This is a genomic window from Niallia sp. FSL W8-0954 (assembly GCF_038005605.1).
Taxonomy (GTDB): domain Bacteria; phylum Bacillota; class Bacilli; order Bacillales; family Cytobacillaceae; genus Niallia; species Niallia circulans_A.
Genome location: NZ_JBBOTN010000001.1, coordinates 3,556,920 through 3,569,472 on the forward strand (window position 1 = coordinate 3,556,920; position 12,553 = coordinate 3,569,472).

Below are 12,553 nucleotides of genomic sequence, written 5' to 3' on the forward strand. Positions count from 1 at the left end.
ATCCGCTTTGTTTTCCCCCAGCTTTTGTAAACTTAGTATGTTATTCATTTAATATGGACCTCTAATAGCATTTTTGACCTTTTTCTCATAAAATGCTCTCAATCTCTGTAATTCCTCATTATTAAATGGTTTTTCCACTAATGCTTTTAAATTCTCATTGATTTGCTGACGATTTTTAAAACCAGGAATAACACAAGAAATACCTGGCTGATCCAATATCCAGCGTAACGCTGCCGCCGCCATTGATTGACGATTTTCTCCAATCCAAGCAAGATCCTCTGCTAATTCAACGCCTTTTTCAAATCCAAGTCCAGCAAATGTTTCTCCTACATTAAAAGCTTCCCCATTCTCATTAAATTTGCGATGATCATCTTCCGCAAAAGTATGCTCTTTTGTAAATTTTCCAGTAAGCAATCCGCTTGCCAAAGGAAGTCGCACAAGAATGCCAACACCCTTTCTCGCTGCTTCAGGAATCAATAACTCTAATGGCTTTTGGCGAAAAATATTAAAAATTATTTGCAGAGCCTTAACGTTAGGATTCTGCAAACATATAAGTCCTTCTTCCACTGTTTCGACACTTACTCCATAATGGCGAATTTTACCTTCCTCTTGTAAGTTATCAAGCACTTCAAAAACTCGGCCATCTTTTAAAATTTCTATTGGTGGACAATGGATTTGATATAAATCGATTGTTTCTCTATTTAATCGCTTCAAACTATTTTCACAGTACTGACGTATCCTTTCCTCCGAATAGTTCTCATTTGCGAAAATATCGCCACCCCGACAAAACTTAGTGGCTATATGAATTTGATTCTCTTTCCCCTTCGTTGCCTTAGCAAGAAGCTCTTCGCTATGTCCATCTCCATACACATCGGCCGTATCAAAAAAATTCACGCCTTTGTCCATCGCCATATGTAAGGATTTTAATGCCTCTGTATCATCAACCTTTCCCCATGAACCACCAATAGCCCATGTACCGAAACTGACTTCACTGGTTTTTAGACCGGTATCCCCTAAATTTCTGAAATTCATTTCCATTAGCACCTCCGCCAGCTATGATATTTTTGATTGAATGGCCACCATAAAAAAGAAGCAAGAATTTTCTCAAGTAAATTATCCTTTTTCCTCTATATAGATAACCCTATTCTATAGGAATTATATCAATTATATATAAGTTTGTATATTAAATAAACGAACTAACTTTATCAATCCCCTCTGTTTGGTTAATAGATAAACTGTAGTATAATTAATCAATTGGAAGAGAAAGACCTTTCTGAAAGTAATTATATTCATATGAATTTCAGAAATAGATAAGAGGGGATTGCGAAAAGGATGCATATTACTTGGAATCAGCAGTTAGTAAAAAAAGAAAATAAATCTCTTTGTTTAAATTTAATTAAGAACAATGCGCCTATTTCTCGGGCGGATATTGCCCAGCAGACAGGATTAACAAAAGGGACTGTTTCCTCCTTAGTATCAGAGCTTATTAATGAACAATTGATCTATGAATCAGGGCATGGTGAATCTAGTGGAGGAAGGCGACCTGTTATGCTTCTATTTAATGAGAAGGCCGGTTATTCCATTGGTATTGACTTAGGCGTTAACTATCTATTAGGAATTTTAACTGATTTGCAGGGGAATATCATATACCGTATAAATGAAAAATATGTTAATTTATCTTATGAAGATACACTACAAATAATAAAAAAGATTATTACTTTGTTAATAGACACTGCTCCTAACTCTGTTTATGGAGTAATTGGCATAGGGATTGGGGCACCAGGGATTACAAATATGGACGGTGACATTCTCTTCGCTCCAAACTTAGATTGGAATAATGTTTCACTAAAAAGCCATCTGGAAGAAGAATTCCATCTTCCTGTATTAGTTGAAAATGAAGCAAATGCCGGGGCCTATGGAGAAAAAAAATTCGGAGTAGGTCAGACCTATCAAAATTTAATCTATGTAAGTGCTGCTATTGGAATCGGCGCTGGAATTATCATTAATGGAGAACTGTATAAAGGAAACCTCGGATATTCTGGAGAAATCGGCCATATGATAATTCAAAAGGATGGATTAGAATGCCGCTGTGGCAATAAAGGCTGCTGGGAACTCTACGCTTCCGAACAATATTTACTCAACAAGGCTGTCGAATTAAAGCTAGGTATAAAAGGTCAGGTTTATTTGAATGATTTGATTGAGCTTGCCGACCAAGGAAATACGCAAGCTATCCATTTATTCAATGAAGTTGGCAATCATCTAGGTGCTGGAATTATTAATATTATTCATATCTTCAATCCAGAGCAAATCATAATCGGCAATCGACTTACCTTAGCTAAAAAATGGATAGAGCCACAAGTGAAAAAAATAATAGACAATTATACTTTGCCCTTTCACCAATCACAACTTGCTATCCATTTTTCTGATATTAATTTTGCTTCCTCTGCATTAGGTGCTGCTGCTTTTTCAACCGAGAATTTTTTAAAATTTATGCTTCATCCAGAATAATAATTTCTCTTTAGATTTAGATAAAGTTTAAATATATTAGGTTTTTACCACTTAAAGCAAACTAAAAACGTATAAACAATTAGCATCATAACGTCTTACGCCAGTTCTAATCAGCGTATTCCAAACCAATCCAACCATATGTAGGGTGAAAAAGTCCATCTGCTGCTAAGGAAGCCTTTGCATTTGTAGCAATTAATCCATTTGATTGAAGGGATTTCTCTACAAATGCCGCTTCATCTATTTTGTACCTTCGATAATCTTTTGAATCTTTATCTGATAAATTATCCAAACGGAATATAAAAAATACATTTAATCCCAACAAGGTGCTGCATGGTGAAATTTTCCGGGAAATATTATTTTTGATAACATGTTCTATCTTTTTTCCTATCTAAAAAATGATAGGTTTACCAAAGTGAATATTTAACTATTTATAGGATAATAGTGAGGATTCACCTCCACCCTAATACTAACGGGACTAAATACTCTATAAATCTACAATTCACTTAAGGATCAGTGGAAGATCTCATTTTGATTGCCCGTCACTAGCTAGAATAACTAATCCTTTCTTATCAGGGAGTATTTTTAAACACCTGAGTACGCCATAAATCCGCCATCAACTGGCACACTAATCCCTGTAACAAAACCACTTGTTTCTTCATTCACTAGCCATAATAATGTCCCCAATAAGTCCTCTGGTTTTCCTAATCTTTTTACTGGTGTATGGGCTAATATTTTCTTCGTCCGCTCTGTATAAGTCCCATCTGAATTTTTTAGCAGTCCTTCATTTTGTTTTGTTAAGAAAAAGCCTGGAGCAATTGCATTAACCCTAATTCCTGTTTCAGCCATATGAACAGCTAACCATTTTGTAAGATTCTCTATACCAGCTTTAGCTGCGCTGTAAGCAGGTACTTTCGTCATTGGACTTGGGGCGCTCATAGAGGATATATTTATAATGGTTCCACTTTTTCCAACCATTTGTTTTGAAAATATTTGAGTAGGAATTAAAGTACCGATTATATTCAAATTAAATACAAAGGAAAATCCCTCCATTGTTAAATCAAAAAAACTAGTAATTCCTTCTTTATCAAGATCTTCTAATCGCAGAATTTCTTCTGAAGTAATACCTTTTGGATGATTTCCTCCAGCCCCATTAATAAGAATGTCACAGTTTCCAAAAGTATCTAAGACTATTTTTTCCGCTTCCTTCACACTGTTTACATCAACAACATCACATGCTATAGCAATAGCCATGCCACCTTCGTTATTAATTTCCTCTGCTACCTTTTGCGCTTTTTCATATGTACGATTCAAAATGGCTACCTTTACTCCTTGTCTGCCTAACTCTTTCGCCATGCAGCCACAAAGTACGCCTCCACCTCCAGTAATAACTGCTACTTTTCCGGATAAATTCTTCATTAAGGGTAACATTTTGTCTTCCTCCTCATTTTTTCTCATAACCTCTAAACTACTTCTCTTTCCATCTATATGTGTCCTTCCAAATTAAAATTTCTTTTAAATGAAATGAAGAGATTATAAACTATTTTTTTATATAGAGTCATTTCTTAGTACTTCTCCTTTCATTTATGAACCTTGCAAAGGTGGTGCATCATATTTTTCACTTATATTGTTAGAAGGAGATTTTTTCAAAAAATTACGATCTATATGTTTAAGCAGCTCTCTAGAATTAAACACCATTATCCATGCAAGCAAACTAGCAATGAAAACAATTAAGAAATCATTAGTGATTACTGTTGCAACAGCAGTAAAAAAGAGAATCAATATATTACCTATTGTTTCTTTCCATTTTATGAATAGATAATACGCAGACAACTTTATTAAATCCCTTATTCGAAAAGTATATTTTGCATTAATTATTAACATATTTATACTAAGCATTGTCCAAATAAGCGTAAGTGCAAGCACAACAATAAAAATGATTTGATTAACTGGTGTTATGGTTATTTGAAGGTATTGTAAGTCGATGAATAAGACAAAGAATACAGCTAAGATTATTATCCACAGAAAAAATGTGCCTTTTAAATTCGATCGATATCCATAGAAAAAGTCAGTTGTTGGTGATAGCTCTTTCGTTCTTACTAATTTCTCCATCGAATAAAGCAGTCCAGATATAGCAGGTCCAGACGGTATTAAGGCAAGAGCATAGATGAGAATATTTGAAAACGATGGTGTTAATGTCATGAAGAAAAAAATAAAGATAAGATTTGTTACGACAAAATAGATATTCGTTAGTAAAACCCAATACACATAATTACAAAATGTATATAAAACTCCTTGCCCAAACTCTCTTTGCTGCTTCATCCTTGTCACCTTCTTTCAGAATATAATAATATTACCAGCAGTGTGTGTTTCTTTTTTCCCCACTGCTGGTTAGCCTCACATAACAGTACAGTTAGGACTAGTTTAGGTTAGTTCTTCTTACCCTTCATCAGGATGGCTAGGAATGAACTTATCCATTTTATTTATTTGTTATTTTTCTTGTATTCTTGATACGTCTGATTTGCTGTATCCACATATTGCTCTAATCCTTGACTTTGTAATTCTTTTACAAAAGCATCAAACTCACTTAAATCACGTGTTCCCAAAATGAATTTTAATGTATTTTGATTCGTATAGTCTTTTAAAGGTGTACTTTGTAATGTTGCTTTTTCTCTGTCTTCAATTGAATATGGAATTAACGGATCAGTTGGAATTGGCGTTTTTACTGCTTTCATATCATTTTGGAACTTAATCTCTTCTTCACTCATCATCGAATGAAGTAAATCGGTTGTTCCTCCATAGGAAAAAACTCCACCAGAGAATCCATAGTCAACCCGTAAATCCTTTGTTCCATTTGGATTTAATCCATTGTAATTAATATCTTCCATTAATTTTCTTACTCCATCTTCCCTCGTGAATGTTGTTCCTTCTACCCCCCATTTAGTGAATTCTTGTCCTTCATCACTGTAATATAACCAGTCAATAAACTGAAGAATTGCTTCAAAGTTTTCACTTTCTTTAATTTTGGAGGTAATCATTACACCATTTTCTAATCTAGACCCTGACATTAATTGACCAGCAGGACCGCCGGGAACCGTGATTTTGGAAATAGAATATTTCCCTTTTCCTAACGTTTTATCCATATCAACTCGATGCAAGTTGATTGTTTGAGAATTTCCATTTATAATAAATGATTTTCCTGTTACAAATTTCTGTACCGCTTGATCATCGCTTTGTGTAAAGCTCTCTTCATCTAACAGCCCTTCTTCTACTAATTTATGGAAGTAAGTGAGCATTTCTTTATAGTTATTGGTTGTTGCTGCATACACAAATTCATCAGCATCTTGATCATAAGATAATCCGTTTCCAAATCCCCAACCTGCTTTCGTTCCAAAACTTGTTGCAGCAATATTTAATGTACTGTTAAATGTAAAACGATCAGAGAAAGGAATAGAATCTGGATAGATTTCTTTTAATTTCTTCATTGCTGTATATAGTTCATCCCAAGTTGTTGGAATAGCAATATTATTTTCTTCAAAAATATCAGTTCTTACAATTAACGTATAATCTGGCCAAACCTCTTCATGTAAACCTGGCAGGACATAGAACTTCCCATCATTTTGTCGTAATGTATCTAATTCTGGACCCATATCCCATTTTTCAATTTTTTCTTTGAAGTGAGGCATTTTATCAATGTAATCGCTTACCGGAAGTGCCGCCCCTGATGCCACGAAGGCAGCTTCCTCTCCTGGATAGGTTTTTGGAATAACGATTGGGGCTTCTCCTGAACTAATTAACAAACTTCTCTTTTGCGTATAATCACTCAATGGTACAATTGTCGGCTTCAAGGTAACATTCGTAATTTCTTTTATCTTATCCCATAATAGCCAGTCTTTTTTATATGGATATGTCGGCTGATCCATATATAAAATAGATAAATCAAATGGCTCTGTTGCTTTAAAGGTGTCACCTGCGCTATATGATTCCATTGCCCCTTTTGTTGCTACTTCTACTTCCTTACTTGCTGAATCATTCTTTGAACAAGCAACAGCAATCATTACGAATACTATTAGACCTAGAAATAACCCAACCTTTTTCCAACTTTCTTTCATGGCATTTCCTCCCCTTATATATATAGGAAAAGCGTAAGTTGTTTCCTTAAAAGGCATATGGAATAATAACCTACGCTGAACTCCCTAACTCCAGCAGGTCCTATTTTGACTATTTAATAGAGCCTAGCATTACTCCAGAAACAAAATATTTCTGTACAAATGGATATACCGTTAATATTGGCAAAATTGTTAAGACCATTGTTACGGATTTAATATTAGCGGAAATTTGAGTTAAGTTATCAGCTGAAGTAGCACCTGCTGACATTCCACCTGTTGTTCCCGCAATCATATTCCGCAAATAAATCGTTACTGGAAATAATTCTTTTTTATCCATATAAATAAAAGCGCTGAACCAAGAGTTCCAATAAGCGACTGCGTAAAATAACACCATAGTGGCCATTACTGCTTTACTTAGCGGCAATACTATTTTTAGTAAAATGCCATATGTGCTTAAACCATCAATAGAGGCTGCCTCTTCTAATTCTTCTGGCATATTTTCAAAAAAGGATTTCATGATCAGCATATTATAAATACTAATTGCACCAGGAATGACAATAGCCCACATTGTATTGCCAAAGCCTAGTGAATTGATTAAAACATAATTGGGAATTAAGCCGCCATTAAAAAACATCGTAAATACAGCAAATACAGTTAAAAATCTTCGTCCTACTAATCTTCTTTTAGAAAGCGCATATGCAAACATTGTTGTTAAAAACATAGAAATGATTGTTCCTACCACTGTGTATACAACCGTATTTTTATAATTAATCCAAAACATGGTGTCAGAAAGTACCTTCTCATATGTGTCTACATTGAATCCTTTTGGTATTAAATTTACCTGTCCAGAATTGATATAGGACTCACTACTAAAGGATTGTGCAACTACATTAATAAATGGATATAACGTACAAAATATAATAATTAAGAGAATACAAACATTAAAGACTTTAAAAACTTTGTACTGTTTCGATTCTTTCATTAAATCTCCCTCCCTACCATAAACTTCTTTCTGTTAGTTTTCTTGATATGCTGTTCGCCGTTAATACAAGCACTAAGCCAATAATAGATTCAAATAATCCAATAGCTGCTGCATAGCTAAAATTATTGGATTCTAAACCAACACGATATAAATAAGTTGAAATAACATCAGAAGTTTCATAGGTTAATGGGTTATAAATTAATAAGATTTTTTCAAAGCCAATTGCAAGAAAGCTGCCAATATTCAAAATTAATAAGGTAACGATAGTTGGCAATATCCCTGGTATCGTAATATGAAGGGTTTGCTTCCATCTGTTCGCACCGTCAATTTTCGCTGCTTCATATAAGGAATCGTCAATCGTTGTTAATGCAGCTAAGTATAAAATGGCCCCCCAACCCATTCCTTGCCATACTTCGGAGGTAACATAAATAGTGCGGAACCATTCTGGACTTTGAATAAAGCTTATTTTTTCTCCGGTGAAAAATTCGACTATTCCATTAATGGAACCGTTTAGCGCTGTTAATTGCAAGATCATTCCAGCAATAATAACAATAGATAAGAAATGCGGTAGATAGGAAGCTGTTTGTACAAACTTCTTAAACTTTTTGGATTTCACTTCATTCAAAAGAAGAGCAAATATAATGGGCATAGGAAAACAAAATAACAAGGTAATTCCGCCCAAAATAAATGTGTTTTTAAATACATTCCAAAAAACTGGGTCATTAATAAACATATTAAAGTAATACAACCCAACCCATTGTTCACCATAAATTTTTCCACCTGGCATATATCTTCTAAAAGCAATAACATTTCCTAACATTGGACCATATTTAAAAATAATTAAATAAATAAGTGGTAAAACTAATAATGAATAAAGCTGCCAATCCTTTCTAATTGCTGTTAATGTTGTTTTAAATTTGCTTCTTTTTGCCTTCATTGTTTTATTTACATGTGAATGAACAACCTCTGTTTCCATAAGTACCCCCCTCTGTTTTTAATACTATCTGTAGCCTTTTGCTATATCGCAGCCGACTATTATAAAGCTTCATCTTTTTAGAAAATGAAGTAAACACATCAAAAATAAAGCGCTTACTTTTTAAAAAAACAGCAATAGCCTCTTATGAATAACTAATAGATGGCGCAAGCAATATTAATGATGATAATCTCGGTAGTGGAGTGATTAGTGAAATGAGAAAAGTAAACTGGTTGTATGAAGCAGGTTTTGTTAACTTATTTTAGCCATACTAGTATGGTAGATTAACTAAAAATATATTGCTATTTAAATAATCTGAAATAGTGGCTTTTCTTTTATGTAATGTACAGGAATGTGTGGAAAATCATTTGCTAGTATAGTGGTTAAGTATTCCATGCCAGGCTCTTCGCTAACTGCATGCCCAATCAAGATTAATGCTTTCTTTCTTCCTTGTTGAACGGCATCTCTGACATACTCAGGAGACTCCCATTCTGGTCCTTCTCCAGCTATAATTAGGTCTAAATTTTGATTTTGAAATAAAGGGATTACTACTTCGCCTCCTCCGCGATAACCTGCTAACAAGCCAATTCTTTGGCATTCCATGGATAACTCCCCCACCACTCTTACAAACGGGGCATCAAGCTTAACTTTCACGTATGTTGCAATATCAGCGACAGTTTTCTTTGGAGTGACAATAGTTGTTGCAATGGATTGATGCTTTTCAATATAATTCTCCCATTCCAGCTTTTGAATTAATCCCACCATAACGCCATCTGGATTGTAACGATGATAATAATCATGAAAGCGGAAAATATTAATAGCAGCATCTTCTATTAATTGGAGCTTAGTCATGTATACTGGATCTTTCTCATATGATTTTTTCCAATTCTCATGACTATAAAATGTTCCTTCATGACTAATAATCATATTTGCTCCAATCGATATCGCTTTCTCCAACACTTGTTGCGTCACCGTGAATGCGATTACAATTCTCTTCACCTCCGTATCGGCTGACCCTTTTATTAATACATCTGTTGTGGAATCAACCATTTTTGCTGGCTCCATTAACTTATCTATTACTTCTTGAATAGTTGTCATTCTATCTCTCCCATCAAGTTAATCCAATTATACCACGCTCAAGTTTGTTTATTCAATATACAAACTATATTTTTTGCAAATTTTAATATATTTTATAAACAATAAGTCATATACTTCCTCTTATTCAATAATCGCTTTATTCATGTTCTGCTTCTGCAGCCGCTGAAAAAGCAGAATGCTACTTGACATTAGTATACATGCTGCGGAAATTCCACTAAAAAAAGGGAGAAGTCCAGGTATATATAATAATAGAAAAATATCTGCTGCTAACCCAAGCAAAATCAATAATGTAATATGGATATTTAGAATTCCTAGAAAAAAGGAGTATTTAAAGTAATCGATGAATCTTAACTGATAATGTACATAGACAGGAAAGAAGAATAAAAGAGTGATAGCATATAGGCATGTAATAAGTAGTAAAATACTTATGGAAACAATCCGCATAAATCCGTCTAAATGTAAGATTAGATAGTAATCTACATACAAGATAAGACCAGCCACTATAAATATGAACCCAAAAGTATTACTTTTGGTAAATTCGCTTTTATAGACAGATAGATATGTTTTCCAAATAGGAACTTCTGTTTCCTTCCGAAACCATTTACGGACAATGGTAAAAAGTGCAACTGTTGCAGGCATAAAACCAAATAGGAAAAGACCACTTGCAGTGAACATAATCCATAACAAATTAACAGAGGCCAGCTTCATTATCCATTCACAGATGATATATAATTTTCCCATTGGTTTTGTTGTCATACTATCCCCTCTTCTTTCTCTTTCCTTCTAGGCATTGTTTTCATTATTAGCGATGAAAACTTAAATATTTTGTTTCGGAGAACGTTCTGATTCTAAATCTAATCCGCCACCTGCACCTCGAAAGCCTAATGTAAAGCTTGAGAACGCGCCAATCTGAGAATGGTGCATATTAAAAAAAATTTTTGGACATCAGATGAACCCCTCTTTTATTATCCTTTTACAGATCCTGCTGCTAAACCTTCTACAATTTTATTACTTAATAGAATGAACGCGATTAAAATAGGAATAATGCTAATCATTAAGGTTGCTCCAATCGCTCCCCAATCTGTTAAATATTGACCTACAAAGTTATTTACACCAACCGTTAATGTCTTCCATTGATCAGAGCTAATGAACGTATTAACAAATACAAATTCATTCCAGTTATAAATCATATTTATAATAACAACTGTAGCCATAACAGGAGTCGTCATGGGCAATGTAATTTGAAAGAATATACGATGAATCGAACAACCATCCATTACAGCTGCCTCTTCTAATTCTCTTGGCAGTGCCTGATAGAATCCTAATAGAATCATGATAGTTAGCGGCAAATTAAACGCTGTATAGGATAAAAGAATAGAAATAGGATTATCAATCAGCTCCAAGTTATTAAAGAAACTAAATAAAGGGATTAACGTAGAATGTAATGGAATCATAATGCCCACCATGAACAAACCAAGAACAAGTTTGCTTAGCTTCCAGTGCATTCTTGTAATCGCAAAGGTAACAAAACTTGCTAGTATAACCGTCAATACTACTGCTACGACTGTAATCCATACACTATTAAAGAAATATAAGCTGATGTTCCCTTGGGTCCATACTTTTACATAGTTCCCCCATTGTGGGTCTTTCGGAAGAGCAAATGGAGATAAGCCGAAAACTTCTTGATTCGTTTTTAAGGAAAAGAAGAATAACCAAACGAGTGGGTATATTTGAAAAATGGCAATTACTCCAAGCACTAGATACAAAAGACCGTATCCAATCTTGCTTCCTAGAGATCCTTTCGTTTTAGGAGATGTGGATAATTCAGTTTTATTTTGTTTTTTCAGGATTACTTCACTCATGATTACCTCTCTCCTTAATACTGAGCATCTTCTTTTGATGCTGTTAATTTTTGTATAACCCATGTCATAACAAGACAAATGATTAATAAAGCAAAGCCAATGGCACTGCCGTAGCCAAAATCATATGTTTTGAATGCTTCTTTATACATATAAGAGGCCATTACTTCACTTGCTCCATTTGGTCCTCCACCAGTCATTACATAGATTAAATCAAAGTATTTTAAAGAACCTACAATGGCTAAAACAATAGTTACTTTTATTACTGGTGCAATTAATGGAATTTTAATTCTATAAGCAATCTGCAATGGGGTTGCCCCATCTATTTTAGCTGCCTCAATAATTTCATCCGCTACTCCTTTTAAAGCTGCATAATAAATAATGATGTAAAACCCTGCATATTGCCACACAATTGGAATGAAAATGGAGTATAGTACTAAATTGGGATCTGCAAGCCATAAGGGTGTATTTTCTACTCCAAACATGGTTAAAAGCTTGTTTAACATTCCATTTGTTGGATCAAAAATTTTCAACCATAGCTGTGCAATAGCTACAGATGATAATAACATCGGAATTAAATATATTTTGCGAAGTATTCCAGCTCCCTTAATCTTGCTTGCTAATATAAGTGAAATTACTAAATATGCAATAAGACTTATTGCAGAAAAAACGGCTAATAAAACGGAATGATACGTACTAGACCAGAACATTTTATCTTTCATAAGCTGTATATAATTATCTAGTCCAATAAAAGTCTTAGCCCCAATACCGTCCCAATCCATTAAGCCATAATATCCTGTTAATACAATAGGAATATAGATTAAAACTAAAATGAGCAACAGTGCAGGGAGCACATAAAGAGTGATTACCCATTTGTTTGACATTACGTTTTTCATTTTCTACTTTCCCTCCTTATTGATTGGGAGGAGCTTTGTTAAATGATATATAATTATTCACTAGTTATACATGTAACCGATATCATTGTTTAACAGAGCCTTCTCAAAAATCAATAATGTGTATATCTTCC

At 34.1% G+C, this 12,553-nt stretch carries 12 protein-coding genes; 1 reads left to right on the forward strand and 11 read right to left on the reverse strand.

Features of this window, described 5'->3' with window-relative positions:
* Positions 1 to 48: 48 nt before the first annotated feature.
* On the reverse strand, positions 49 to 1,032 hold the full coding sequence (locus NX902_RS17585; RefSeq protein ID WP_341160875.1) for an aldo/keto reductase: 984 nt from the start codon (positions 1,030 to 1,032) through the stop codon (positions 49 to 51).
* 300 nt (positions 1,033 to 1,332) lie between these two features.
* On the opposite strand from NX902_RS17585, the gene NX902_RS17590 reads away from it, so the two are divergent.
* On the forward strand, positions 1,333 to 2,508 hold the full coding sequence (locus NX902_RS17590; RefSeq protein WP_123258077.1) for an ROK family transcriptional regulator: 1,176 nt from the start codon (positions 1,333 to 1,335) through the stop codon (positions 2,506 to 2,508).
* A gap of 106 nt (positions 2,509 to 2,614) precedes the next feature.
* On the opposite strand, the gene NX902_RS17595 is transcribed toward NX902_RS17590, so the two are convergent.
* The 10 genes from NX902_RS17595 to NX902_RS17640 all read right to left on the reverse strand — a co-directional run bounded on the left by NX902_RS17595 (position 2,615) and on the right by NX902_RS17640 (position 12,422).
* Positions 2,615 to 2,797, reverse strand: coding sequence for a hypothetical protein (locus tag NX902_RS17595; protein WP_164464115.1), 183 nt, complete (start codon positions 2,795 to 2,797; stop codon positions 2,615 to 2,617).
* Between the two features lie 293 nt (positions 2,798 to 3,090).
* Positions 3,091 to 3,936 carry an SDR family oxidoreductase gene (locus tag NX902_RS17600; protein ID WP_095332345.1) on the reverse strand — a complete coding sequence of 282 codons (846 nt, stop codon included), beginning with the start codon at positions 3,934 to 3,936 and terminating at the stop codon, positions 3,091 to 3,093.
* A gap of 153 nt (positions 3,937 to 4,089) precedes the next feature.
* The gene (locus NX902_RS17605; protein ID WP_123258079.1) at positions 4,090 to 4,827 is read right to left on the reverse strand and encodes a YesL family protein; all 738 of its coding nucleotides are present in this window, start codon (positions 4,825 to 4,827) and stop codon (positions 4,090 to 4,092) included.
* Between the two features lie 161 nt (positions 4,828 to 4,988).
* Entirely contained in the window at positions 4,989 to 6,617 is a 1,629-nt protein-coding gene (locus tag NX902_RS17610; protein WP_095332349.1) for an ABC transporter substrate-binding protein, read from the reverse strand.
* Positions 6,618 to 6,726: 109 nt separating this feature from the next.
* Positions 6,727 to 7,596 carry a carbohydrate ABC transporter permease gene (locus NX902_RS17615; RefSeq protein ID WP_095332351.1) on the reverse strand — a complete coding sequence of 290 codons (870 nt, stop codon included), beginning with the start codon at positions 7,594 to 7,596 and terminating at the stop codon, positions 6,727 to 6,729.
* Between the two features lie 13 nt (positions 7,597 to 7,609).
* A complete protein-coding gene (locus NX902_RS17620; protein WP_095332353.1) occupies positions 7,610 to 8,572 on the reverse strand; it encodes an ABC transporter permease in 963 nt (320 codons plus the stop codon).
* A gap of 303 nt (positions 8,573 to 8,875) precedes the next feature.
* Positions 8,876 to 9,667 (reverse strand): Nif3-like dinuclear metal center hexameric protein, encoded by a 792-nt coding sequence (locus NX902_RS17625; RefSeq protein WP_341160876.1) that lies wholly within the window; start codon positions 9,665 to 9,667, stop codon positions 8,876 to 8,878.
* 120 nt (positions 9,668 to 9,787) lie between these two features.
* Complete coding sequence (locus NX902_RS17630) at positions 9,788 to 10,423, reverse strand: YesL family protein (RefSeq protein WP_095332356.1); 636 nt, start codon at positions 10,421 to 10,423, stop codon at positions 9,788 to 9,790.
* Positions 10,424 to 10,632: 209 nt separating this feature from the next.
* Positions 10,633 to 11,529, reverse strand: a complete 897-nt coding sequence (locus NX902_RS17635) for a carbohydrate ABC transporter permease (RefSeq protein ID WP_171509848.1) — start codon at positions 11,527 to 11,529, stop codon at positions 10,633 to 10,635.
* A 14-nt stretch (positions 11,530 to 11,543) separates the two neighbouring features.
* On the reverse strand, positions 11,544 to 12,422 hold the full coding sequence (locus NX902_RS17640) for a carbohydrate ABC transporter permease (RefSeq protein ID WP_095332358.1): 879 nt from the start codon (positions 12,420 to 12,422) through the stop codon (positions 11,544 to 11,546).
* Positions 12,423 to 12,553: the final 131 nt, after the last annotated feature.

Excerpts from the sequence above, each read along its gene's own strand:
- NX902_RS17585 (WP_341160875.1), bottom strand. The coding sequence starts at position 1,032 with ATGAATTTCAGAAATTTAGGGGATACCGGTCTAAAAACCAGTGAAGTC.
- NX902_RS17625 (WP_341160876.1), bottom strand. The coding sequence starts at position 9,667 with ATGACAACTATTCAAGAAGTAATAGATAAGTTAATGGAGCCAGCAAAA.
- NX902_RS17635 (WP_171509848.1), bottom strand. The coding sequence starts at position 11,529 with ATGAGTGAAGTAATCCTGAAAAAACAAAATAAAACTGAATTATCCACA.
- NX902_RS17620 (WP_095332353.1), bottom strand. The coding sequence starts at position 8,572 with ATGGAAACAGAGGTTGTTCATTCACATGTAAATAAAACAATGAAGGCA.
- NX902_RS17600 (WP_095332345.1), bottom strand. The coding sequence starts at position 3,936 with ATGTTACCCTTAATGAAGAATTTATCCGGAAAAGTAGCAGTTATTACT.
- NX902_RS17590 (WP_123258077.1), top strand. The coding sequence starts at position 1,333 with ATGCATATTACTTGGAATCAGCAGTTAGTAAAAAAAGAAAATAAATCT.
- NX902_RS17615 (WP_095332351.1), bottom strand. The coding sequence starts at position 7,596 with ATGAAAGAATCGAAACAGTACAAAGTTTTTAAAGTCTTTAATGTTTGT.
- NX902_RS17605 (WP_123258079.1), bottom strand. The coding sequence starts at position 4,827 with ATGAAGCAGCAAAGAGAGTTTGGGCAAGGAGTTTTATATACATTTTGT.
- NX902_RS17610 (WP_095332349.1), bottom strand. The coding sequence starts at position 6,617 with ATGAAAGAAAGTTGGAAAAAGGTTGGGTTATTTCTAGGTCTAATAGTA.
- NX902_RS17640 (WP_095332358.1), bottom strand. The coding sequence starts at position 12,422 with ATGAAAAACGTAATGTCAAACAAATGGGTAATCACTCTTTATGTGCTC.
- NX902_RS17630 (WP_095332356.1), bottom strand. The coding sequence starts at position 10,423 with ATGACAACAAAACCAATGGGAAAATTATATATCATCTGTGAATGGATA.